At 62.5% G+C, this 24,335-nt stretch carries 14 protein-coding genes; 6 read left to right on the top strand and 8 right to left on the bottom strand.

Features of this window, described 5'->3' with window-relative positions:
- Positions 1 to 446 precede the first annotated feature (446 nt).
- Positions 447 to 3,188, top strand: coding sequence for a TonB-dependent receptor (locus AC0IYS_RS25225; protein ID WP_471707738.1), 2,742 nt, complete (start codon positions 447 to 449; stop codon positions 3,186 to 3,188).
- Between the two features lie 73 nt (positions 3,189 to 3,261).
- On the opposite strand, the gene AC0IYS_RS25220 is transcribed toward AC0IYS_RS25225, so the two are convergent.
- Both AC0IYS_RS25220 and AC0IYS_RS25215 read right to left on the bottom strand, forming a co-directional pair.
- The gene (locus AC0IYS_RS25220) at positions 3,262 to 5,088 is read right to left on the bottom strand and encodes a M2 family metallopeptidase (RefSeq protein ID WP_471707737.1); all 1,827 of its coding nucleotides are present in this window, start codon (positions 5,086 to 5,088) and stop codon (positions 3,262 to 3,264) included.
- Between the two features lie 62 nt (positions 5,089 to 5,150).
- Positions 5,151 to 7,613: a TIM-barrel domain-containing protein gene (locus AC0IYS_RS25215; protein WP_471707736.1), complete on the bottom strand. Its 2,463-nt coding sequence runs from the start codon at positions 7,611 to 7,613 to the stop codon at positions 5,151 to 5,153.
- A 171-nt stretch (positions 7,614 to 7,784) separates the two neighbouring features.
- On the opposite strand from AC0IYS_RS25215, the gene AC0IYS_RS25210 reads away from it, so the two are divergent.
- The 3 genes from AC0IYS_RS25210 (at position 7,785) to AC0IYS_RS25200 (ending at position 12,637) form a co-directional block, all read left to right on the top strand.
- Entirely contained in the window at positions 7,785 to 9,110 is a 1,326-nt protein-coding gene (locus AC0IYS_RS25210; protein WP_471707735.1) for an MFS transporter, read from the top strand.
- A gap of 159 nt (positions 9,111 to 9,269) precedes the next feature.
- Positions 9,270 to 10,901 (top strand): alpha-D-glucose phosphate-specific phosphoglucomutase, encoded by a 1,632-nt coding sequence (locus AC0IYS_RS25205; RefSeq protein ID WP_471707734.1) that lies wholly within the window; start codon positions 9,270 to 9,272, stop codon positions 10,899 to 10,901.
- 56 nt (positions 10,902 to 10,957) lie between these two features.
- On the top strand, positions 10,958 to 12,637 hold the full coding sequence (locus AC0IYS_RS25200) for an alpha-amylase family glycosyl hydrolase (protein WP_471707733.1): 1,680 nt from the start codon (positions 10,958 to 10,960) through the stop codon (positions 12,635 to 12,637).
- 13 nt (positions 12,638 to 12,650) lie between these two features.
- Here the strand turns inward: AC0IYS_RS25200 and AC0IYS_RS25195 are convergent, their stop codons facing one another.
- From AC0IYS_RS25195 to pulA, 4 genes are all read right to left on the bottom strand, one after another.
- Positions 12,651 to 14,525, bottom strand: a complete 1,875-nt coding sequence (locus AC0IYS_RS25195) for a sensor domain-containing phosphodiesterase (RefSeq protein WP_471707732.1) — start codon at positions 14,523 to 14,525, stop codon at positions 12,651 to 12,653.
- 286 nt (positions 14,526 to 14,811) lie between these two features.
- A complete protein-coding gene (locus AC0IYS_RS25190) occupies positions 14,812 to 17,121 on the bottom strand; it encodes a GH92 family glycosyl hydrolase (RefSeq protein ID WP_471707731.1) in 2,310 nt (769 codons plus the stop codon).
- An 8-nt stretch (positions 17,122 to 17,129) separates the two neighbouring features.
- On the bottom strand, positions 17,130 to 17,498 hold the full coding sequence (locus AC0IYS_RS25185) for a DUF3325 domain-containing protein (RefSeq protein ID WP_471707730.1): 369 nt from the start codon (positions 17,496 to 17,498) through the stop codon (positions 17,130 to 17,132).
- A 135-nt stretch (positions 17,499 to 17,633) separates the two neighbouring features.
- Positions 17,634 to 20,351, bottom strand: coding sequence for a pullulanase-type alpha-1,6-glucosidase (gene pulA / locus AC0IYS_RS25180; protein WP_471707729.1), 2,718 nt, complete (start codon positions 20,349 to 20,351; stop codon positions 17,634 to 17,636).
- Positions 20,352 to 20,505: 154 nt separating this feature from the next.
- On the opposite strand from pulA, the gene cysC reads away from it, so the two are divergent.
- Both cysC and AC0IYS_RS25170 read left to right on the top strand, forming a co-directional pair.
- Positions 20,506 to 21,201 (top strand): adenylyl-sulfate kinase, encoded by a 696-nt coding sequence (gene cysC / locus AC0IYS_RS25175; protein WP_471707728.1) that lies wholly within the window; start codon positions 20,506 to 20,508, stop codon positions 21,199 to 21,201.
- Positions 21,191 to 22,075 carry a sulfotransferase gene (locus AC0IYS_RS25170; RefSeq protein ID WP_471707727.1) on the top strand — a complete coding sequence of 295 codons (885 nt, stop codon included), beginning with the start codon at positions 21,191 to 21,193 and terminating at the stop codon, positions 22,073 to 22,075. The genes cysC and AC0IYS_RS25170 overlap by 11 nt, the downstream gene beginning before the upstream one ends.
- On the opposite strand, the gene AC0IYS_RS25165 is transcribed toward AC0IYS_RS25170, so the two are convergent.
- Positions 22,041 to 22,433, bottom strand: coding sequence for a hypothetical protein (locus tag AC0IYS_RS25165; RefSeq protein ID WP_471707726.1), 393 nt, complete (start codon positions 22,431 to 22,433; stop codon positions 22,041 to 22,043). The two genes, AC0IYS_RS25170 and AC0IYS_RS25165, sit on opposite strands and share 35 nt — an antisense overlap.
- A gap of 109 nt (positions 22,434 to 22,542) precedes the next feature.
- Positions 22,543 to 24,093: a POT-type proton-dependent oligopeptide transporter gene (locus AC0IYS_RS25160; RefSeq protein ID WP_471708936.1), complete on the bottom strand. Its 1,551-nt coding sequence runs from the start codon at positions 24,091 to 24,093 to the stop codon at positions 22,543 to 22,545.
- Positions 24,094 to 24,335 lie beyond the last annotated feature (242 nt).

The raw sequence follows: 24,335 nt of genomic DNA, 5'->3' as shown, positions 1-24,335 counted from the left end.
CACGACCAAGCAGAGCGCCACCGCGAAATTTACTCGAAATACAAAAATCTTGTGGTTTTTCGGCGGCGTGACGAAATAGCGCGCATTTTCGCGGCCTGCGACGGCGCCGGCATGCCGACAACTCAGCAGTAAACTGACATTTGCTTTCAAAAACACGTCGTTTTTTCGGAAAATATGTAGTTCTACTACATATGATTCGGCATAGTCCTGTAGTGGAAATACAACGGCAAACGCATCTTCATAGGGAAGCCGCTTGCCTCCAAGCCCGGCAATCCGTAGGTAAACAGAAGTTCAATTGACAGTGAATCTAGTTTTAGTACAAAATTCTTGCCAGAACGTCTTGAGAACGTCAGCTTTTCCTTGGATTCCCGTGTAGTTGTGACGCCCCGATGCGGTGCGCCTGATGTTGCGGGAAATTAATTTATGTCGTGTTGAGGGGACATTGAATGAGTATTTTCGCAAATAAGCGCAGCAAGACCGCTGCATTTCCACTAAAGCCGGTCGCAGCGGGATGCGCTTTGTTTGTCGCCGCGTTGGCCAGCCCGGCCTACGCGCAGACCACCGCCGACGCGCCGGCGGCGACCGAGGCGCCGATCGCGTCCGTCGTCGTGTCCGGTATTCGTCGCGGTATCGAGGGCGCGATCTCGGTCAAGAAGGATTCCAGCTCCATCGTCGAGGCCATCTCGGCTGAAGACATCGGCAAGCTGCCGGACGTTTCCATCGCCGAGTCGATCTCGCGCCTGCCAGGCCTGGCCGCCCAGCGCGTCGCCGGCCGTGCCCAGGTCATCAGCGTTCGCGGCCTGTCGCCGGACTTTTCGACCACCTTGTTGAACGGCCGCGAGCAGGTCAGCACCGGCGACAATCGCAGTGTCGAGTTCGATCAATACCCGTCCGAGCTGATGAGCGGTGTGACCGTCTACAAAACCCCTGACGCCGGCCTGGTCGGCCAGGGCCTGTCCGGCACCATCGACATGCAAACCGTGCGTCCGCTGAACTTCTCCAGCCGCACCGTGGCGTTGAACGCCCGTGGCGAGAAGAATTCGCTGGGCAAAATCGGCAACGCGAAAGACACCGGCAACCGCTTCAGCGCCAGCTACATCGACCAGTTCGCCGACCGCACGATCGGTATCGCGCTCGGCTACGCGCGCCTGGAGACTCCGATCCTGTCCAATGAAACCGGCTTGTACGAGCCGTGGAAACGCGATGCGCGCAACGGCCTGCCGGCCGGCACCTTCGCCTCGAACGGCATCAAGGCCGTGGCCCGCAGCGGCGAGAACCAGCGCGACGGCGTCATGGGCGTGCTGCAATACCGTCCGAACAAGCAATGGACCAGCATCCTTGACGTGTACGCGTCGCGCTTCAAGGCCGAGGAAACCGCCAACCAGCTGGAAATCTCGCTTGAGCAGAGCGAATCGAACTACAACCCGGTGCAGGTCAACAACGGCACCATCGCCGGCGGCACGCTCAACAACGTGCGTCCATTGGTGCGCGGCATGTACAACAAGCGCAAGGACGATATCCGCGCGCTGGGCTGGAGCAATGAATTCCGCAACAACGACTTCACCATCTTCGCCGACCTGAACTACTCGAAAGCCAAGCGCAACGAAACCGGCCTGGAAAACAATCTGCAATACAGCAACGGCGGCGCCTCGGCCCTGCTCGACAAGGTCAGCCTGGGCTACGGCAATGGCGGCTACTCGCGCCTGACCACCGGCCTTGATTACAGCAACCCGGCCAACCTGTTCGTCGGCAACACCATCTACGGCTCCGGCTATGGCAAGGTGCCGAGCGTGGAAGACGAACTGAAGGGCGCCAAGCTGACCGCCAACGTGCGTGCCGGCGGCGATCTGGAAAAAGTGTTCTCGAGCTTCGACTTCGGCGTCAACTACGCCGACCGCAGCAAGAGCAAGCGCCAGGCGGAAGGCGCCATCAACCTGGTCGGCGCGCCGATCGCCGTGCCTGGCAGCCTGCAGTATGGCAATGCGGACCTCGGCTTCGCCGGCGCCGGCTCGATTCCGACCTGGAACGTGCCGGGCATGGTCAGCCAGTTCATGTCGTTCCAGCCGAGCGAAGACCTGACCTACCTGATCCCGAAAGCGTGGACGGTCAACGAGAAAGTCGTGACCAGCTTCGCCAAGGCCAACATCGAGACGGAACTGAGCCCGACGGTGAGCCTGCGCGGTAACGTGGGCGTGCAGATGCAGAACACCACCCAGTCGTCCGATTCGCGCTATGTCGACAACAGCGCGCCGGCCGGCAGCCAGATCAAGCCGGTCCACGACGGCAAGAGCTACACCGACTTCCTGCCGAGCCTGAACCTGGCGTTCGGCTTCGAACACGACCAGACCGTGCGTTTCGGCCTGGCCAAGCAACTGGCGCGCCCACGGGTGGACCAGCTGCGTTCGGCGCTGGAAATCAACGTCGACACCGCCAAGCGCGAGCCGAGCGCCAGCGGCGGTAATGCCCGCCTGGACCCATGGCGCGCCAAGGCGGTCGACATTTCGTACGAGAAGTATTTCGCCAAGAAGGCGTATGTCGCGGCCGCCGCGTTCTTCAAGAAGCTGGATACCTACATCTTCACGCAGACCAAGGAATACGATTTCTCCAACTACTTCCCGGCAGGTTTCGTGACGGCTGATGGCCTGCCGCTGAACCGCCGCACCGGTAACTACACCGCCGCCTATAACGGCAACGGTGGCATCCTCAAGGGTGTGGAGCTGTCCGGCTCGATGCCGCTGAACATGCTGACCCCGGTGCTCGACGGCTTCGGTGTGAGCGCCAGCGCCACCTACACCGACAGCAAGATCGCCATTGAAGATCCAAGCGGCAGCATCGGTTCGAACATCCCGCTGCCGGGCCTGTCGAAGCGCACCACCAATCTGACCGCTTACTACGAGAAGAATGGGTTTGAAACGCGCATCAGCCAGCGTCGTCGTTCCGACTTCGTCGGCGAGATCGGCAACTTCTCGAACGACCGCGCGCTGCGTTATGTGGTGGGTGAGAATGTCGTCGACTTCCAGATCGGCTACACCTTCAACAGCGGTGCGATGAAGGGTGTTGGCTTGGTTTTGCAGGTCAACAACCTGCGCAACGCCGCGTATGAAACCTATAACGGCGACCGCGCCCAGCAGCTGGAATACGCGAAGTATGGCCGCACCGTGATCGCTGGCGTGAACTACAAGTTCTAAACCGGTAGTATCTGAGCTCTTCAGCCCTCGCCAGCGCAAGCCGGCGAGGGTTTTTTTCTTATGGCTCAGGAGTTTATTTCTGGGCGGCGGCGAAGGCGGCGTTTTGCTGGTCCAGCCACGTTTTCAGCGGGGCGAAGTACTCCAGCAGCGCGCCGCCGTCGATCTTGTCCTCGCCCGATATCGCCTTCAACGCTTCCGGCCATGGCTTGCTGGCGCCCATCGCCAGCATCTGCTGCAGCTTGGCGCCGGCCTTGGCGTTGTCGTACACCGAGCAGCGGTTCAGCGGACCCGCATAACCGGCCTCGCGGCACAGCGCGCGGTGGAACTGGAACTGCAGCATGTCGGCGAGGAAGTAGCGCGCGTACGGCACGTCCGCCGCCACGTGGTACTTGGCGCCGGCATCGAAACCGCCCGCCACCATCGCGGCCGGGCGCTTCATCCCCATGTATTGCTCGCGTAACTGCCACCAGGTTTTGTCGTAGTCATCCGGCTTGGTCTTGCCGGCATAGACATCCCAGCGCCACTTGTCCACCGAGTAGGCGAACGGCAGGATCGCGACTTTCGACAGCGCGCGCTTCAGCAGGTCGCCGACATCGGCGTCGGCTTCCGGGGCTTGCTCCATCAGGCCGACCTTCTTCAGATAATCCGGCGTGATCGACAGCGCCACCGTGTCGCCGATGGCTTCGTGGAAGCCGTCGTTGGCGCCATTGCGGAACAGGAAGGGCTGCTTGTTATAGGCCAGGAAGTAGTACACGTGACCCAGCTCGTGGTGGATGACGGTGAAGTCCTCCGCCGTCGGCGTGATGCACATCTTGATGCGCACGTCGTCCTTTTCATTCAGCGGCCAGGCGGAGGCGTGGCAGACGACGTCGCGGTCGCGCGGCTTGGTCAGCAGCGAGCGTTCCCAGAACGTGGCCGGCAGCTTCTGCATGCCCAGCGAGGTGTAGAAACGCTCGGCGTATTGCGTCATCTGCTTGGCGTCGGTCTTGCGCGCTTCCAGTACCTTGGTCAGGTCGTAGCCGCTGGCGCCCGTTTTCGGCTTGAGGATCGGGTACAGGTTGTCCCAGCTCTGGCTCCACATATTGCCGAACAGGTGAGACGGAATAGGGCCGGTCAGCGGCACCACGTCCGGGCCGTAGGTTTCGCGCAGCTTGTAGCGGGTGTAGGTGTGCAGCGATTCGTACAGCGGCTTGACCTGCTGCCACAGGCGCTCCATTTCGGCGGCGAAGGCTTCCGGCGGCATGTCGTACTGCGCGCGCCACATGGCGCCGGTGTCGGCAAAGCCCATCTGCTTGGCGCCCTTGTTCGACAGCGCGATGTATTCGGTGTACTTGTTTTTGTACGAAGGCGATTGCGCGTGCCAGCCCAGCCACATTTCCCTGAGCTTGGGCTCTTCGCGACTGTTCGCCAGCACCTTTTCCATCTCGCCCAGCGCCATGCAGGCGTCGCCGGTGCCGTCGTCCTTCTTGACGCAGTATTTGGCCTTGCCGTAGGCGCCGTTCATCGCCGCCTGCAGCTGGGCGTATTGTTCGCGCTCCTTCGGATCGGCGAAGACCAGCGTTTGCTGCAGCAGCATCAGCTTGCGCGCCGATTCGGCCGGCAGTTTCAGGCCGTTGAAACGGCGCGCGCCGATCGCCGCTTCGCCGGACGCCGTCAGATAGCGCTCGGCGAAGTAGGAGGCGATCGCCTCGGTGTCATCGGTGATGAAGTTGGAACCGACCCAGGCGCCGCGCGCCTGTTCGTTGTTGAGCTTGTTGAGGCGTTCTTCCGTGTCGGCCAAAAAGCGTTCCGCTTCGGCGACGGTGGGTTTTTTTGCGGGGGCGGCCAGCGCGGTAACGCTGACGGCTGTCATGGCGGAAGCCGCCAGCAGCGTGCTGATAATTTTTGGTGTCAAGTGCATCTCCCTGGGTAGTCTTGTCGGCCATCGAATCCGCTGAGTCGATGGCCAGCAATCATACACGCTTACAGGGCGATGGAGACCGTCCGCGAAGGCATGGCGTTGGGTGGCAGCACCAGTGTCAGCAGCTTGCTGCCGGCGTCCCAGGCGAAGGTCGTCACCTTGCCGTCGACCCGCACCGACGCCGGCTTGGCGCCGACGTTATGCACCGTCAGGTCGACGCTGCGTTCCGGCCGGCGCCAGTTGTCGCCGATGGCCGAGTCGATGCTGATCGACAGGCCGCGCCGATACACCTTGCTGGTGAAGGTCACCAGCTCGTACTTGCCATGCTCGAACGCTTGCGCGGTCAGGCCATCGTCGTCATACAGTTTGCCGGTGGCGGTTTTCACCGACGCGTCGTGGTAGTAGTGCAGCTCGATGTTCTTGGTCGTGTAATCGCGCGTCGTCTGCACCACGCGCGTCATCGGGATGAAGGCGCCGGCGCGCACGTACACCGGCACGTGGTCGGGGCTCAGTTTCACCGAGCGGGTGGCGCCGCCGGCCTGGCGCTCGCCGGTATAGAAGTCGAACCACGCGGCGGTGGCGGGGAAGTAGACGTCGGCCTTGGTGGCGCCGGCCTTCATCACCGGCGTGACCAGGAAGTCCTTGCCCCACAGGTAGGTCGACGACATCGCCCGGACCTTGGCGTTGCCCGGTTCCTCGTACACGATGGGGCGCATCAGCGGCAGCCCTTTCTGGTTGTTGTCGAAGGCGAGCGTGTAGTTATATGGCAGCAGGCGATAACGCATGCGGATGGCGTCGCGCGCCAGCGCCTTGGTTCTGTTGTCGCGGAAGACCGGCTCCGACGGCACTTCCTCCTGCGCGTGCGGGCGGAATACCGGCTGGAACACGCCGTACTGCAGCCAGCGCGCATATAGCTCGTTGTCCAGCACCGGGTTGGCGAAGCCGCCCAGGTCCGAGTGCATATAGCCGGCGCCCTGCATCCCCATTTGCAGCGAGATCTCCGGCTGCGATTGCAGTCCGGCCCAGCTGCGATCGACGTCGCCCGACCACGGGATGATGCCGTAGCGCTGCGTGCCGGAGTAGCCGGCGCGCATCAGGATGAACGGACGCTCGGTGGGGAAGTCCTTTTCGTAACCCTCGGCCACCAGCTTGGCCCACTGGTGGCCGTAGACGTTGTGGACTTCGTCGGCGCTGCCGGTGGCGTGGCGCATCTCGGTCGGATGCAGCTCCGGTTCGCCCAGGTCGCCCCAGACGCCGGTCACGCCTTGCAGGCGCAGGTCGCGGTAGATATTCCACAGCCAGTCCTTGCCGGGCTGGCCGAAGATGTCGATCAGGCCCGTATGGCCGAAGAAGAAGTCGTAGGCCAGCGGCTTTCCATTGGCGTCGGTGCCGAGGATCTTCTTGTCGACCGCTTCCTTCCAGCGGCTGGAGGTGTCGACGACGAATGGTTCGCTGATGACCACCGTCTGCACGCCTTTTTGCTTGAAGTCCGAGATCATGCCGATAGGGTTGGGGAAGTTGTCCGCATCCCAGGCCAGGTTGCCCATCGTGCCCTTGACCTCCTTGCCGAACCAGTACAGATCGAAGACGATGGCGTCGAGCGGGATGTCGTCGGCGATGAACTTGTCGACCACCGCGCGCGCTTCCGTCTCGCTATGGTAGCCGAAGCGCATGGCGAAGTTACCGAACGCCCAGCGCGGCGGCATCGGCTGCTTGCCGGTCAGGTAGGTGTAGTTGTCGACCACGTCCTCCCATTTGTCGCCGGCGACGATTTGATAGGTCTTGCGGCCACCGATGGTTTCCCAGCGCAGGCTGTTGTCCTTCTTGCTGTCGAAATCGAGGTAGCCGGTGCGGGTGTTATCGAAATGGAGCGCGTACAGTTTCGACGACAGCGCGATCGGCATGCCGTAGTTAAGCTGCTTCGATGTCGCGCCGTAGCCGTAGTCCGCCTTGTTATACAGCGTGAAGCGGTTGCCGCGCCGGTTCATGCCGACCGCGCGCGCACCGGCGCCATATAAGGCTTCGTCCTTGTCGAGCGCGAATTCGATCGCCTCCAGCACGCGCGGCGCGCCCTTGTTGATATCCTTGCTGCCGGTCGCGACGTCGTCGGTGACCTTCATGTAGCCCTTCTTCTCCGCGACCAGCTGCTTGCCCTTGTACGCGTACGAAATCTGGAACGGCGACTTGGTGACCGTGACCACCAGGCCCGGTGTCGCGTACTCGATCTTGTCTGCCTTCTCCGAGAACGAGGTGGTCACCGCCGCCGGCGCCAGCACCACCGCGTGCGAGGCCGGATCGGCCGTCTCGCCCTCGGGGATGAAGGTGGTTTCGATGATGCTGCGGGTGTAGGGCTTGATCAGGTAAACGCCGTCGCTGGTGCGCACTTCCATGAAGCCGCCATGCAGCTTGGCGCTGGCGAAGATGCGGCCGGCGTTCTGCGCCAGCGCGGACGGGGCGTGGCCGGCAAACAGGGTGAATAGTGCTAATGGCAAAACGGCAAGTTTAACGAAGGGATTGCTTGTCATGTCGGGTAAAAGTCTCGTGATGTGTAATGTTCTGTTGTTTGGCTACATTTGGCGACGAAATTTGGTCCAAGGTGCGCCGTTTAGCGTTATTTTACCTTGGTATCCTTTCAATTGACACACATGGGGTGTCGTGTTATTTTGCTACAAATTTCAATAATCGGGACGCGTCGCATGAAATCTTCCAGCAGCAAGCCCATACTGTCGTTCTGGCAGCTATGGAATATGAGCTTTGGCTTTTTCGGTATCCAGTTCGGCTTCGCGCTGCAGAATGCTAACACCAGCCGGATTTTCTCCACGCTCGGCGCCAATCCCGACGATTTATCGCTGTATTGGCTGGCGGCGCCGGTCACGGGCCTGCTGGTGCAACCCATCATCGGCTACCTGAGCGACAATACCTGGCACCCGCTGTGGGGCCGCCGCCGTCCGTTCTTCTTCATCGGCGCGGTGCTGGCGTCGCTGGCGCTGTTCCTGATGCCGAATTCCTCGGCGCTGTGGATGGCGGTGATCGTGCTGTGGATGCTCGACGCCGCGATCAACGTCTCGATGGAACCGTTCCGCGCTTTTGTCGGCGACAAGCTCGGACCGTCGCAGCAGACCGCCGGCTTCGCGATGCAAACCTTCTTCATCGGCTGGGGCGCGGTGATCGCCTCGCTGCTGCCGACCATCTTCGCCGACTATCTGGGCGTGAGCAATGTGCCGGTCAACGGCGCGATACCGGACACCGTGCGCTATTCGTTCTACGCCGGCGGCGCGATTTACATGATCGCCGTGATGTGGACCGTGCTGACGGCGAAGGAAGAACCGCCGAGCGACCTGGAAGCGTTCCGCGTCGAGCAGCAGCGCAGCCGTGGCCTGGTCCACGCGCTGACGGAGATCTTCAGCGGCTTTGGCAAAATGCCGAAGACGATGGTGCAGCTGGCGGCGGTGCAGTTCTTCACCTGGATCGGCCTGTTCGCGATGTGGATCTACACCACCAACGCCATCGGCGAAAGCGTCTACGGCACCACCGACGCGCAATCGGCCGCCTTCCAGCAGGCCGGCAACCACGTCGGCGTGATGTTCGCCGTCTACAGCGGCGTGTCCGCGCTGGCCGCGTTCATCCTGCCGGTGTTCGCGCGCCACACCAGCCGCAAGTTCGTGCACATGACTTGCCTGGCCATCGGCGGCGCGAGCCTGATCAGCCTTTTCGCGATCCAGGATCCGAACATGGCCTTCGTGCCGATGATCGGCGTCGGCATCGCTTGGGCCAGCATCCTGACCATGCCGTATGCGATCCTGGCCGGCGCGCTGCCCGCCAACCGCATGGGCTACTACATGGGCGTGTTCAATTTCTTCATCGTGATTCCGCAGATCGTCAGCGGCCTGCTGCTCGGCTTCATGACCAAGCACGTGTTCGACGGCCACGCCGTCAAGACCCTGATGCTGGGCGGCGTGTGCATGCTGGTGGCGGCGGTTTTGACGATGTCCGTCCAGGATAACGCGGACCCCAAGGGCTGATGATGTAATATTGTTCGTGAGACAAGTATGTTGTGCGACGCGATTTGGCCGGAACAGGTACAACCGTCGCAGCGCGGTGACGCGTGATTGGGCGGGATTGCAACCCGTCGTTGTCACCCGATGTCACCAATTTGTCATTCTTATCCACCCGGAGCGAACATGAGCATTCAGACAGTCACCACCACACCTTTCCCCGGCCAGCGGCCGGGGACTTCCGGCCTGCGGAAAAAAGTCACCGTCTTCCAGCAGCCGTCCTATCTTGAGAATTTCGTGCAAAGCGTGTTCGATACGCTGGGCGATGTCGCCGGTAAGACGCTGGTGGTCGGCGGCGATGGCCGCTTCCACAACCGCGAGGCGGTGCAGGTCATCCTGCGCATGGCGGCGGCGCACGGCTTTGCCAAGGTGCTGGTGGGCCAGGGCGGCATCCTGTCGACACCCGCCGTCAGCTGCGTGATCCGCAAGCACGCGGCGCTGGGCGGCATTGTGCTGTCGGCCAGCCATAATCCGGGCGGACCGGATGGCGACTTCGGCATCAAGTACAACATCGCCAACGGCGGTCCCGCGCCGGAGAGCGTGACCGAGGCGATCTTCCAGCGCACCGAGACGCTCACCGCCTACCGCATCAGCGACGCCGCCGCCATCGACCTGAATAAAATCGGCGCCTCGCGCATCGAGCAGATGGACGTCGAAGTGATCGACTCCGTGGCCGACTACGCGGAACTGATGCAGGAGCTGTTCGATTTCGACGCCATCAAAAAACTGTTCGGCGGCGGCTTCCGCATGTGCTTTGACGGCATGTCCGCCGTCTCCGGCCCTTATGCGAAAGCGATCCTGGAAGGGATGCTGGGCGCGCCGGCCGGTACCGTCATCAACGGCGAGCCGCTGGAGGACTTCGGCGGCCACCATCCGGACCCGAACCCCGTCAACGCCGCCCAGCTGATCGAGCTGATGGCCGCCGACGACGCGCCGGATTTCGGCGCCGCGTCGGACGGCGACGGCGACCGCAACATGATCGTCGGCCGCAAGTTCGACGTCACGCCGTCGGACAGCCTGGCCGTGCTGGCCGCGAACGCGACGCTGGCGCCGGGCTACAAGTCAGGCCTGAAAGGCATCGCCCGTTCGATGCCGACGTCGCAGGCGTCGGACCGCGTGGCCGCCGCGCTGGGCATCCCGAGTTTCGAGACGCCGACCGGCTGGAAGTTCTTCGGCAACCTGCTCGACGCCGGCCAGGCGACGCTGTGCGGCGAAGAGAGCTACGGCACCGGCTCGGACCATATCCGCGAAAAGGACGGCCTGTGGGCCGTGCTGTTCTGGCTTAACCTGCTGGCCGTCACCGGCAAGTCGGTCGAGCAGCTGGTCGGCGAGCATTGGGCGCGCTTTGGCCGCAATTACTATTCGCGTCACGACTACGAGGGCGTGCCGGTCGAAGGGGCCAATGAGCTGATGGATTCGCTGCGCATCAAGCTGGCGACCTTGAAGGGCACGGACCTGGGCCACTACGTCGTCGATTTCGCCGACGATTTCGAATACACCGATCCGATCGACGGTTCGGTGTCGAAGAAGCAGGGCATCCGCATCGTCATGACCAACGGCTCGCGCATCGTGTTCCGTTTGTCGGGCACCGGTACGGAAGGGGCGACCTTGCGCGTTTATCTGGAACGCTACGAGGACGATCCTGCCATGCACCACCTGCCTACCCAGCAGGCGCTTTCCGCATTGATCTTGATCGCCGAGCAGGTCGGCGGCATTGAAGGATGGACCGGACGCGCGCGTCCGACCGTCACCACATAACTACATAGGACGACAGCATGGAATGGACGAAGTGGAGTAAACGTACGACTCTTGCAATGGCTTTGGCAATGGCCTTCGGCGCGCCGGCAGTCGCCGCCCAGGCGGTGGCAAAATCGGTGGCTAAATCGCCGACACCGCCGGCGGCCGCAAAAAAACCATTCCTGTGGGAGAACGCCACAGTCTATTTCCTGCTGACGGACCGCTTCAACAACGCCTTCACCGGCAATGACCTGGCCTATGGCCGCAACGCCGACGCCGCGCCGCTGCGCGGATTCATGGGCGGCGACCTGGCCGGCATCACCAACAAGATCAACGACGGCTACTTCGACAGCCTGGGCGTGAACGCGATCTGGCTCACGCCGCCGGTGGAGCAGATCCACGAAGGCACCGACGAAGGCACCGGCAAGTCCTACGGCTTTCACGGCTACTGGGCGAAAGACTTCACCGCCGTCGACGCCAACCTGGGCACCGAAACCGATTTCCGCAATTTCGTCGAAGCCGCGCACGCGCGCGGCATCCGCGTCATCCTCGACGTGGTGATGAACCACATCGGTCCGGAGACGACGATCGACAAGGCATGGCCGCAGCAGTGGGTGCGCACCGAGCCGGCGTGCACGCACAAGGATGCGAAGACCACCATCGAGTGCACACTTGTGAAGAACCTGCCGGACGTGCGCACCGACAGCAACGAGGAGGTCGAGCTGCCGCCGCAGCTGGTGGAAAAGTGGCGTCGCGAAGGCCGCTATACGCAGGAGGTCAAGGAACTCGACGAGTTCTTCAAGCGCACCGGCTATCCGCGCGCGCCGCGTTATTACCTGATGAAGTGGCACGCCGACTGGATACGCAAGTTCGGCGTGGACGGCTTCCGCGCGGACACGGTCAAACACGTCGAGGCGGGGGTGTGGAAGGAATTGCGCACCGTGGCCGATGCCGCGTTCGAGGACTGGAAGCGCGCCAATCCGGACAAGAAGCTCGGCGACGACAAGTTCTACATGACGGCGGAAGTCTACAACTACGATATCGCCCATGGCCAGAATTACGACCTGGGTGGGCAGAGCGCGAATTACTATCAAAACGGCTTCGATAGCCTGATCAACTTCGGCCTGGTACGCGATGCGAACAAGGATTACGAGGCGCTGTTCAGCAGCTACTCGAATGCGCTGCATGGCGGCGTCTTGAACGGCTACTCGGTGCTGAACTATCTCGATTCGCACGACTACGACCAGCCGTTCGATCGCGAACGTAAAAAACCGTTCGAGAGCGCGACCAAGCTGCTGCTGGCGCCCGGCGCCGCGCAGATTTACTACGGTGACGAAACCGCACGCAAGCTCGATCAGGCCGACGCGGTGGGCGATGCCAAGCTGCGGACGTTCATGAATTGGGATGAGCTGCAGCAGAACACCGCGCGCGACGGCTACAAGATCGCCGACGTGCGCGCGCACTGGAGCAAGCTGGGCCTGTTCCGCCAAGCGCACGTGGCGGTGGGGGCGGGCGTGCACCAGCAGCTGCAAGCCAAGCCGTATGTATTCAAGCGGACGTACGACAAGGGTGGGCTGCGCGACAAGGTTGTCGTGGCACTGGACCTGCCGACCGATAAGGCCAGCACGATCAATGTGCACGGCGTGTTCGCCAATGGCCAGAAGGTCAGGGACTACTATTCGGGCAAGACGGCGGTGGTCAAAGGCGGCAAAGTCGGTTTCGGCACGCGCAACCCGATCGTGCTGATCGGACAGTAACGCCCAATCGCTACTAACGCGCCTGGTGGCGGCGGCGCGACGCCGCCGTGTTAACCTTCGGCCGCGTCAGCGAGCACAATGCGCGCGCCTCGCGCCGGGGAATGCTCGCGGCGACCGCATTGTCCCACGCGCTGCTGTCGCGGCACCACGCCGCGAAGGCTTCCACCTCCAGCGGACGCGCGAACAAATACCCCTGCGCCTCGTCGCAGCCGGCAGAGCGCAGGAACGCCAGCACGTCGCCGCGCTCAACGCCTTCCGCCACCACGCGGTGCCCCAAATCCTGCGACATCGTGATCATGGTCCTGACCAGGCCCTGTTGACGATAGTCGTCCTCCAGACCGAGGATGAACGACTGGTCGATCTTGACCACATTGGCGGGCATGCGCTGCAGGTACGACAGGCTGCTGTAGCCGGTGCCGAAGTCGTCGATCGCCAGGTGCACGCCGGTGCCGGCCAGCGCTTCGAGCATGGCGTTGGCCTTGACCGGCTGCTCCATGATGGCGCTTTCGGTGATCTCCAGCTCCAGGCATTCCGGCGGCAGCCCATATTGTTCCAAGCCGGCGACCACGCGGTCGGCCAGGTCCGGCTCCAGCAGATTGGAGGCCGAGACGTTGAGCGACAGCTGCAGCTCCAGGCCGGCCTTGCGCCATGCCTGCTGCTGGCGCAAGGCCCGGTTCAGCACCCACGCCGTCGTCGCCTGGGCCAGGCCGGAGCGTTCGATGATGGGAATGAATTCGCCGGGACCGATCGGGCCGAGCGTCGGGTGGGTCCAGCGCAGCAGCGCCTCGGCGCCGATGCACTCGCCGCTGGCGATGTCGATCCGCGGCTGGTACACCAGCCGCAGTTGATCGCGGCTGGTCAGCGCCGCCGCGAAGTCGTTGAGCAGGTCGAAGCGGCGCTGATACAAGCGGTCTTCAACCGCCGAATACACGGCGACATGGGTGGTCTTGTCGAAGGCGTCTTGCGCGGCGCTTTGCGCCTGTCGCAGCACGTTCAAGCCATCGGCCGTGCCGACTTCGAACGGCGTGACGCCGATCGACGGCGTGGTGACGAATCGCAGCTTGCTGATGCTGACGCCGATCTCCAATTTCTCTTCCAGGATCGGCAAATAGTTTTCGAGCTTTACGCCAGGCTCGGACAGCAGCGCGAACTGCATGGCGGCGACGTGATAGACCTTGCGGTGCGGCCCCGTCTCGGCGCGTATCCAGGCCGCCGAATCGATCACCAGTTCGTCGAGGAAGGTTGGATTGAGCGCGCGCACGGCGTGCGACATCTGGCCGGGGGTGGCCAGGTTGATCAGTACCGCCAGCCGCTGCTCGTTGGCGGGCCGGTCGCGCTGCATATCCTGGAAGTCTTCGATGAACTGGTTGCGGTTCGGCAGGCCGCTGAGCGGGTCCATGCGGCCCAGCGCGTGGTGCATCTCGATTTGCGACATGACCATCGCGGCGAGATCCGACAGGATGTCGAGTTCCGCCTGCGTGGTCTCGCGCGGCTCGGTGCCCAGCACGCACATCGCGCCCAGGCAGTAGCCGTCGATGGTGGTCAGCGGCGCGCCGGCGTAATAGCGGATGCCGCTGGCGGCCAGCGGGCTGTCGCGGAAGGCCGCATCGTTCAGCATATCGGGGATCACCAGCACGCGGCTGCTGTCGGCCACTTCGCCGCACGGCGCGAGCAGGCGCGGGATCGAGGTGTGCTCGACGCCGACGCGCGACTTGAACCACTGGCGGTCGGCGTCCGTCAGCGACACCGCCGCAATCGGCAGGTCGAACAGGCGCGCGGCCATGCGGGTGATGCGGTCGAAGGCGTCGCTGGGCGGCGTGTCGAGCAGGTTGAGTTTATTGAGCGCCTCCAGCCGGCGCGCTTCATTGAGTTGGCAAGAAATAGTCATGGTCCGGTCATTCTTTAATTGGTTGACAAGGTGCTATTCAATGCGGGGTGAGGCACTGGCGGGCGCGCGTGACGGCAGGGTCACAGGCGCCTGTTGAACGGCAAGAGGTGAGCGTGTCTAAGGCTCTGCGGCTCTGAGGCTGTTTGCAATAAGGAAAACATTATTGCGTTGATGAAATAAATCATAGCACGATTTTTAAATCGCTGCGCGCGATGCGCGTAAAAATTGCTCTGCGACAAATACGCGAGGGGGAAAACAGGGGCGGGAAGAGGCCCGCCCTGTGGCTTTATTGATACTGCGGATCGGTGGAGAGGGAATAGGGCGCGTCGGCCGGTGATGTCGCGCGCCGTGTTTCTGGCCGGGCCGCCATGTCGAAGTCAAGGGTGGCGCCGCGCGTCAGGTCCGCGTGACCGAGCCAGTTCTTCGACGTGGCCTTGCCGTCGACCTTCAGCGCGCGCACGTAACGCTTGCTGTCGCTGTTGGCGGGTGCGTTGATGACGACGGTTTTTCCGTTCTCCAGCTTCAGCGTCGCCTTTTTAAACAGCGGCGCGCCAACCACGTACTGCGGCACCGCCGGGGTGACAGGGTAGAAACCGAGCGCGGAGAAAACGTACCACGCCGAGGTCTGGCCGTTGTCCTCGTCGCCGCAGTAGCCGTCCGGCGTCGGTTTGTACATGCGGTTCATCGTCTCGCGCACCCAGTACTGGGTTTTCCATGGCGCGCCGGCGTAGCCGTACAGGTAGATCATATGCTGGATCGGCTGGTTGCCATGCGCGTACTGGCCCATGTTCGCGATCTGCATTTCGCGGATCTCGTGGATCACGGCCTTGTAGTAGCTCTCGTCGTAAATCGGCGGCAGCGTGAACACTTCATCGAGCCTGGCGACGAACTTGTCGCGCCCGCCCATCAGCTCTATCAGCCCGTTCACGTCCTGGAACACCGACCAGGTGTAGTGCCAGCTATTCCCTTCGGTGAAGGCGTCGCCCCATTTGAAGGGGTTGAACGGCGACTGGAAGGTGCCATCCTTGTTCTTGCCGCGCATCAGACCCGTCTCCGGGTCGAACAGTTTTTTGTAGTTCAGCGCGCGCTGGCCGTAGATGGCGATCTCGGAGCGCGGCTTGCCCAGCGCCTTGCCCAACTGGTAGATGGCGAAATCGTCGTACGCGTATTCGAGCGTGCGGGCGGCGTTTTCGTCGATCTTGACATCGTAGGGCACGTAGCCCAAATCATTGTAATAGCGGACGCCGGCGCGGCCGACGGCGCTCATCGGCCCTTCGTTGTCGGCGCCGTGCTTGAGCGCCTGCCACAGCGTTTCGATGTCGTAGCCGCGCAGGCCCTTGATGTACGCCTCCGCCACGACGGAGGCGGAGTTATTCCCGATCATGACGTTGGCGTAGCCGGGACTCGACCACTCGGGCAGCCAGCCGCCCTCCTTGAAGTCGTTGACCAGGCCCGCCTGCATTTCGCGGTTGATCGACGGGTACATCAGATTGAGGAAAGGGTAGAGCGCGCGGAAGGTATCCCAGAAGCCGGTGCCGGCGAACATATAGCCCGGCAGGACCTGGCCGTTGTAAGGACTCCAATGGACGATGCGGTTGCCGGCGTCGATCTCGTAGAGCTTATTCGGGAAGAACAAGGTGCGATACAGGCTGGAATAGAAGGTGCGCGTCTGCTCCTCGCTGCCGCCTTCGACGCTGATGCGGCCCAGCGTCTTGTTCCAGATATCCCTGCCTTTTTGCGCGGTCGTGTCGAAGCTGTCGTCGGCCAGTTCACGCTTCAGGTTCAACTCCGCCTGTTCCTCGCTGATGAAGGAGGAGGCCACCTTCATGCCGACCTTCTCGCCTTTGGCGGTCTTGAAGCCGACCAGCGCGCCGGCATGGTCGGCCGCCAGTTCCAATAGGTCGCCGGCCAGCTGGTCGCCGTTCCACAGCCTGGTGGAGGCGAACGGCTTGTCGAAATGGATGACGAAATAGTTTTTGAAGCTCTTGGGCAGCGGACCGCGCGCGTGGCGGGTGCTGTAGCCGACGATTTTGCGTTCGGCCGGAATGACCTTGATGTACGAGCCTTTGTCGTAGGCGTCCACCACCACGTAGGCTTCGTCGGTTTGCGGAAAGGTGAAGCGGAATTGCGCGGCGCGCTCGGTCGGTGTGATTTCGGTCGTCACGTCGGCGTCGGCCAGGTAGACGCTGTAGTAGTAAGGCTTGGCCACTTCGGCCTTGTGCGAGAACCAGCTGGCGCGGTCGTCCTGCGTGAATTTGGGTTTGCCGCCCGCCTGGCCGACCACGGGCATGATGGCGAACTGGCCGTAGTCGTTCATCCACGGCGACGGTTGGTGCGTTTGCTTGAAGCCGCGGATCTTGTCGGCGTCGTAGGTGTAGGTCCAGCCATGGCCCATCTTGCCGGTTTGCGGCGTCCAGAAATTCATCCCCCACGGCAGGGCGATGGTCGGGTAGGTGTTGCCGTTGGAGAGTTCGGGCTTGCTGGCGGTGCCCATCAGTGGATTGACCCAGTCGACTGGTTCAACAACGGGCGCCGCCGATGCCGATCCGGCTAGCGCGAACAACACAGCCGGCAAATAAAGTGCGTTCAGTTTCATGATCTGGTTCAATGCATCAACATCGCCGCCCCAGCCCCCAGCAGTGCCAACCCACCAGCGGCCATGCCGCTGCGCGGCAACCGCTGCGCCGCATACGTCAGCATCAGCACCGCCATCCACCCAGCCGCCGTCAGCGCCCCCAGCCACAGCACCCAGCCCTGCGTGCTGCCGCGCAGCGCCAGGCAAGCCAACAGCGACAATAACAGCTGTCCGCTACCGTACCACCGCAGCCGGCGGCGCTGCGCCGGCGACGGTTCCGTGCCCCGCCCGTGCACGTCGGCCCAGTGGCGATCCATCGCCAGGCCCAGAAAAGCCAATCCCGAAAACGCCCCGGCCACCGCCGCGCATCCCGTCATTAACGCATAGATCGAAGTCATGCCGCATTCCCCGCAAGTCAAATTTTTGTCACTGGCGCGCGTCCCAGTCGTGACGAATAATAAAGCAGCAGGCCGCCGATCAGCAAGGTCACGCCATCGAAGCGGCTTTGGGTTCCAGAGGGGTGATGGGTATTTTTACTCTACGAATACCACCGCGCTGCGCGCCGGCAGCGTGAACGTGCCGGTGGCGGCGTCGTACCGCGCTTCTTGCGCCACGCGCTTGTCCGCTGCGCCCGGACGCAGATGCACCGGATGCAGCTGGTAGCGGCGGTTCTTTTCATCGTCCACGGTGACCCGCTGCGCGACCTTGTCGACGTTGATCAGATACGTGATCGACTTGAAGTTGGCGCCAGGGTAGCCGGCGCCGTCAAGGTGCGCGACGATCACCGTCGGCACCTGCGTCGATCCGGTGTTGTGGAAGCGCAGGCGCTGCTGGATGTCGAGCGAGGTCCGCATGCGGAACAGCGTGCTGCTCGAACGGATCGCCAGCAAATCGCGGAAGGCGTCGCGCGACCAGGCGATGTCCGCCGGCGCGGGCTTGATCGCGGCGTTGGCCAGCAGGGGCTTCATCAGCGCGTAGTCCTTGCCGTTGTCTTCTTCACGCGGCAGACCGGTGCCGTAGTAATTGTCCTGGTAGGTCCAGTCCAGGCGATTGAACCAGTCGCCCGATTCGAAGCTGTTGCGGTCCAGGGATTTGGAACGCAGGATGTCGAAGCCCGCGTGGAAGTAGGCCACGCCCTGGCTGAAGGCGTTGATGGCGGCGCCCAGCATTTGCACCTGCGCGCGTTCGGCGCCGGTGGTTTCCAGCGGCAGCTTGTAGACGTTGATGTCGAACAGCGTCTGGTTGTCGTGGTTCTCGACGTAGTTGACGGTTTCCGATGGCTGGCTGGCGTAACCGGCCGGCTGGTTGCCGCCGTAGACGATGTCCTGCAGCTGCTTGCTCTCGTCCTGCCAGGTGCGCATCGTGTAGTTGCGCAGCGAGCCGGCCAGGCCGACCTTGACCATGTCCGACGCTTGCAGCAGGTCGCCGGCCGGGCGTGCTGGCGCTTGCGCGTTGGGCGCGTAGACCAGGCCATTGATGTAGCCCTGCTGCGCGATGATCTGGGCGCTGCCATCACTCGCGCCACCGCCGCGCATGGCGTCGCGCGCGCGGTCGCTGAAGGTGCCGATGCCGCTGCCGTTCAGCGACAACTGCGAGGCCTGCACGAAGCGGGCGCCATCGGCCACTTCGCCGAAGTTCCAGCCTTCGCCGATCAAGTCGATGCGGCGGCCCGTGGCGCGGTTGACGCGCGCCTGCAACTCCTCCATCGCGGCGCGCGGCTGGTGGCCCATCAGGTCGAAGCGGAAGGAGTCAATCTTGTACTGCACCGCCCAGGTCTCGACCGAGTCGATCATCAGCTTGGCCATCATCAGGTTTTCGGTGGCGGTGTTGTCGCAGCAGGTCGAGCGTTCGATGCCGCCGGTCGCGTTCAGGCGGTGGTAGTAGCCGGGCACCACGCGGTCCAGCACCGACTTCTCATTCTGGCCGGCGATGAAGGTGTGGTTGTACACCACGTCCATGCCCACGCGCAGGCCGGCCTTGTGCAGCGCCTGCACCATCTGGCGGAATTCGACAATGCGCTTGGCGCCGTCGGCCGGATCGGTGGCGTAGCTGCCTTCGGGCGCGGTGTAGTGATACGGGTCGTAGCCCCAGTTGTAGCAGTCGGTGAATTTGACCTTGGTGACTTCCGCCTGTTGCTCCGGGCCGTCCGGTTTGAGGCCCGGCAGGGCGGCGATGTCCGGCGCGACGCAGCCCTGTTCCGGCACGGTGGCGATGTCGTAGACCGGCAGCAGATGGATGTCGGTCATGCCGGCGCGGCTGAGCGCGGCCAGGTGCTTCATGCCGTTGGAGCCGGTTTCGGTGAAGGCGGTGTACTTGCCCCGGTTGGCCGCGCTGACAGTGCTGTCGTTGATCGAGAAGTCGCGTACATGCAGTTCGTAGACCGTCATGTCGGTCGGCGCCGCGACCTTCTTCGGCGACGGCGTCCTGTCCCAGCCGGCCGGCTTGAGCCTGGCGGCGTTCAGGTTGGCGACGTAGCTGCGTTTGGAGTCGGTGGTCAGGCTCACCGAGTAGGGATCGGTGACCAGGTTGCGCACGATGCCGGCAGTGGGCGTCATGACGTCGACGAGGTATTGGTAATAGGCGCCGTTGGCGCGCGCGGACCAGATGCCGGTGGCGTCGTCGCGCTCCATCGGTGTGATGGCGCTTGCCTTGGACGAGCCGCTGGCGTAGGTGCACACGGCCACATTCTGCGCGGTGGGCGCCCATAGCTTGAAAGCCGCGCCGCGCCCATTGACTGTCGCGCCGAGGTCCTTGACCTTGGCGGCGCCGGCGTACAGGTCGTCCAGCGCGCCGGCGATTTGCAGCGACGTCACATCGCGCACGACGCCGTCCTCGCCTTCCCGGACCAGCAGCACTTGCTGCGTCAGCAGCCGCGCAGCATCGGGAACGCCCAGCACCGCGCCGTCGCCGACAAACTTGAAACGCCGCGCGACATCGGATGGCACGGCGCCATCGTAGCGCGACAAAGTCAGCTCGCCGTCCGCACCTGTGACGCGCGCACCGGGCGCCGCGCGCAGCAAGGCATTCGCCGAATAATAGAGTTTAAACACCCCGTTGCCCGCATCCGCCCCCGGCCATTTGATCAACTGGCGGTTGAGCCAGTAGGCACGGGCGTCGATGGCGGGCGCCGCACGCAGCGGCGTGGCAAACGCGCCGTCGCAGTCCGCCAGCACCGGCGCGGCCGAAGCCGCCAAACATGTCAGCGCCAGCGCGCCCCCAAACGAACCCGCCATCAAACGCCTACCAGCCATATTCCGTCTCCATACCGTTGATTTGAGTAGTGCGACTACAGAACTCGCGCATCACCCTTAAATTTGGCGGATATGGTACTCCAGAATCTGTAGTTTCGATACGAAACACCGTTCGGACGCATCTACTTCTTATCAAAAATTAACATAAAGCCGCATGGTGTACGGATTTTCTTGCCGCTTCGTTTACACCCTGTGCCGTACTGTACGCCCTGTATCAATCGGTAATTGTCGGGTGTGGGTCGCGCGCGCGCTGCTATCTTGGCCGCGTCGTTTCCAATTTACAAGGGCTACCATGATATTGCTATTTTGCGGCCTGTCCGGCGCGGGCAAGTCGACACTTGCCAACAGCGTCAGGGACCGGCTTGGCCTGCAGTTAGTGCCGGTTGAAGTCATCGATGGCGACGCGTATCGCGCAAGCTTATTTTCCGACCTGGGTTTTTCACGTGAGGACCGCAGCGAGAATTTGCGCCGCCTGGGCTACCTCGCCGACAAATTCGCGGCGCATGGCATCGTCAGTATTGTCAGCGCCATCAGTCCTTACGACGAAGTGCGCAAGGAGCTGGTCGCGCTCTATCCGGATGTGAGGGTGGTGTTCATCGATTGCACGCTGGAAGAACTGCAGCGGCGCGATACCAAGGGATTGTACCGGCGCGCCAGCCTGCCCGACGATGCGCCCGACAAGTTAAACTGCCTGACCGGCGTCAATGATCCGTTCGAGCCGCCGTCCGAACCGGATCTGTATTTCAACACCCGCGACAGCGGCGTCGCCGAGTGCACCGCGCGCATCTGCGAGTATGTGCTGGGCCAGACTGATGTCGCAAAGCGCAGAAGGACGCGGCGTGGCCAATAACGTCCTGGTCATCGCCGGTATGCACCGCTCCGGCACCTCGCTGATCACGCACTGGCTGCACGATTGCGGCCTGCAGGTTGGCGAACGCCTGGTGGGCGCGGGCACTGGGAATGTCGAAGGCCATTTTGAAGACGAAGACTTCTTCCAGCTGCACCAGCAGATCCTGATCGACAAAGGTGTTCATCCCGACGGCCTGCATCCGCCCGAGGCGATGACGCCGAGCGCGCGGGAGCAGGCCGAGATGCGGTCCCTCATCGACGCGAGAAATTCCAGTTTCCCCCAATGGGGCTGGAAGGAGCCGCGTACCTGCCTGTTGCTGGACACGTATTCGGCCTTGCTGCCGCAGGCGAAGTATCTGGTGCTGCTGCGCGATTACGAGGAGGTCGTGCATTCGCTGCTCAAGCGCGACTTCGGCCTGCTCGATAACCGATACCGGGCAAAAAGCTGGCCGTATCGCATGGCGTGGAAGTGTTTTTACCGATCTATTCGGCTGGCGCGGCATCGCCGCAAGCACCGCGAGCGTTATCTGAAAGCCTGGGTGGTGTACAACCGGAAGATCCTGCAGACCTTGGACAAGCTGCCCAGGCACCGCTATCTGGTGGTGAATTACAAGTCGATGCAAAGCCAGTGCGCCGAGGTGTTCGGTTTTCTGTCGATTCACTGGTCATTCCAGCTGCGTTACAAGAAGTTCGCCAGCGTGTACCGCGATGAGCTGATCAGCCGCCAGGCCGACGTGGCGCCGTTGGCGGTCGATCCTGTCCTGCTGGCCGAGGCGCGGCAAATCGGCACGAACCTCCAGCTGTACCTGGATTGCAGCCGGCAGCGCCTGGCCGCCGTGTCTATTTGCCGCCGGCCTTCTTCGCTGGCTGGTTAGTGCAGGTGGTATTGTCCTTGTGCGCGGTGGCGATGTTTTCGCCGCCGGAGGCATCGACACCGCCTTGAGGGCGGTGGCAATCGGCCTTGGCACCCTTTGGCGGCTTGTTGTCGAAACCAGGTTTGCTGGTCGGCTGCATGCCTGCGTTGCCGTTCTGGGCGCCGGTATTGGCCTCGGCCTCACCCTTGGCTGCGCCCTTGGACTGGAAGGCCGTGGCGCCGGTGCTGCCGGTGGGTTGAACAACATCCTTGTCCGACATCGGTTTGCTTTGCGCCTGCGCGCCTGCGCTGAAGGCAGCGGACAGGCAGAAAGCGGCGATTCCGATGGCGGCTTTGGCCTTGGTGGATTGGGTGGACATGATCGTCTCCTTGAATGCGCTAATAATGCGACGATTGTTTCACACCCAAAACACTTTCCAAGTAGGATACCTGCTCGTGTGCAAGTCGGATTGCACGCGCTCGGCAGTGTTATTTTGCCGCGACGCGGTAATTATCGACCATCTTGTAACGCATCGCGTAGAGCGCGAACAACCCTGCCGTCAGCAGCGCGAAGCCGGCGAAGAAGAACATCTGGAACGCGATCGAACTCATACCGCTGGTGGCGATATGCGCGCTGACCGCGTCGTTCTTCACGCCCGAATTGACGATCAATACCCACAGGTTGCCGACCGTGACAGCCAGATACCAGAAGCTCAGGATGATGCCCTTCATCGGCGCGGGGGCCTGGCTGTAGGCGAATTCCAGGCCGGTGGCCGACACCAGCACCTCGCCCAACGTCAGCAGCGCGTACGGCAGCAATTGCCACAGGATGGAGACCTTGTCGCCGCCGTCCATTTGCAGCTGAATGGCGCCGATCACGATCCACGCCGCGCCGGACAGCGCGATGCCCATGCCCATGCGGCGCAGCGGCGTCGGCGTGATGCCGATGGCGCGCATCAGCGGGAACAGCGCAATGTTATTCAATGGGATCAGCAGCATCACCAGGATCGGATTGATGGCCTGCATCTGCGCCGGCAGCAGGGTGAATTCCCAGCCGAAGATGGATAGCAGCGGGCTGTCCATGGCGTTGGCCTGCACGATCCAGGTCGACGCCTTCTGGTCGAACAGCGACCAGAATGGCGTGATCATCGCGAACACGATCAGTATGCGCAGCACGGCGCGCACGCCTTCCACCGCTTCGTCGGTGTGCAGGCCGCGCGCGCGCTCGAGCTGCATCGACACGCCGAAACCGCCGAACGCCAGCAACAGTACCAGCGCGGTACAGGCGGCGATCACAAAGCCCCACTGCGGCGACATGCACAGCGACAGCACCGCGCCGGCCGCGCCAATGCCGGCGACGATCAGGCCCGGACGCGATTTGCCCGGCGCCTTGGCGAACAACGCGGTGCGCGCGACGCTGCTGAACGAATCCGGATTGGGCGCGGCCGGCGGCACGTGCACGTATTTTTTGCGGCCGATCCAGAACACCAGCGTGGCGATGGCCATCAGGATGCCGGGAATGCCGAAGGCCACGGCCGGGCCGTAGTCGCGCAACATTACCGGCATCAGCAGCGAGGCGAAGAACGAGCCGAAGTTGATGATCCAGTAGAAGGCGTCGAACACCAGTTTGGCGCGGTTCTTGTTGGTCTGGTCGAACTGGTCGCCGACGAAGGCCACCACCAGCGGCTTGATGCCGCCCGAGCCGAACGCGATCAGCGCCAGGCCGAAATAGAAGCCCTTGAGATTGTCCTCGAAGATCGCCAGGCAGGCGTGGCCCGCCACGTAAATCAAACTAAACCAGAACACGGTCTTGTATTTGCCGAAAAAGCGGTCGGCCAGCCAGCCGCCCAGCAGCGGGAAAAAGTACACACCGATGACGAAGGTATGGAAGACGTGCTTGGCCTCGGCGGTGCGGTCTTCCATCGGAATGAACAGCAAAAGCGTGCTTAGAAGAAACGGCGTGAGGATGTTGCGCATGCCGTAAAAGCTGAAACGCTCGCAGCCCTCGTTGGCGATGATGTAGGGAATTTGTCGGGGCATCGGCCCGTTGCCGTTGGCGATAGCGCTGCTGGTCACGTAGTTTCTCCTAAAATTTGTGTAGTTTGACTACTCATTTTTGTTTTATGAATTCCGATAAAAACTCATAACTAATTGATTTGTATGAATTAATTGTGATAATTCCAAATCTTGTACACGATTGAAAAAAACAATATCGTGATGTATATTCTCTACAAACTCATCCGCGCGCCTTCCACGACACGCAGCCAACCCCGGATTCTCTT

The sequence above is a fragment of the Duganella sp. AC237 genome, assembly GCF_979254035.1.
This window is presented reverse-complemented; position numbering and strand designations above follow the sequence as displayed.

What these genes read in the sequence shown, in the direction of transcription:
- AC0IYS_RS25225 (WP_471707738.1), top strand. Translation starts at nt 447, where the DNA reads ATGAGTATTTTCGCAAATAAGCGCAGCAAGACCGCTGCATTTCCACTA.
- AC0IYS_RS25220 (WP_471707737.1), bottom strand. Translation starts at nt 5,088, where the DNA reads ATGCACTTGACACCAAAAATTATCAGCACGCTGCTGGCGGCTTCCGCC.
- AC0IYS_RS25215 (WP_471707736.1), bottom strand. Translation starts at nt 7,613, where the DNA reads ATGACAAGCAATCCCTTCGTTAAACTTGCCGTTTTGCCATTAGCACTA.
- AC0IYS_RS25210 (WP_471707735.1), top strand. Translation starts at nt 7,785, where the DNA reads ATGAAATCTTCCAGCAGCAAGCCCATACTGTCGTTCTGGCAGCTATGG.
- AC0IYS_RS25205 (WP_471707734.1), top strand. Translation starts at nt 9,270, where the DNA reads ATGAGCATTCAGACAGTCACCACCACACCTTTCCCCGGCCAGCGGCCG.
- AC0IYS_RS25200 (WP_471707733.1), top strand. Translation starts at nt 10,958, where the DNA reads ATGGCTTTGGCAATGGCCTTCGGCGCGCCGGCAGTCGCCGCCCAGGCG.
- AC0IYS_RS25195 (WP_471707732.1), bottom strand. Translation starts at nt 14,525, where the DNA reads ATGACTATTTCTTGCCAACTCAATGAAGCGCGCCGGCTGGAGGCGCTC.
- AC0IYS_RS25190 (WP_471707731.1), bottom strand. Translation starts at nt 17,121, where the DNA reads ATGAAACTGAACGCACTTTATTTGCCGGCTGTGTTGTTCGCGCTAGCC.
- AC0IYS_RS25185 (WP_471707730.1), bottom strand. Translation starts at nt 17,498, where the DNA reads ATGACTTCGATCTATGCGTTAATGACGGGATGCGCGGCGGTGGCCGGG.
- pulA (WP_471707729.1), bottom strand. Translation starts at nt 20,351, where the DNA reads ATGGCTGGTAGGCGTTTGATGGCGGGTTCGTTTGGGGGCGCGCTGGCG.
- cysC (WP_471707728.1), top strand. Translation starts at nt 20,506, where the DNA reads ATGGTGTACGGATTTTCTTGCCGCTTCGTTTACACCCTGTGCCGTACT.
- AC0IYS_RS25165 (WP_471707726.1), bottom strand. Translation starts at nt 22,433, where the DNA reads ATGTCCACCCAATCCACCAAGGCCAAAGCCGCCATCGGAATCGCCGCT.
- AC0IYS_RS25160 (WP_471708936.1), bottom strand. Translation starts at nt 24,093, where the DNA reads ATGCCCCGACAAATTCCCTACATCATCGCCAACGAGGGCTGCGAGCGT.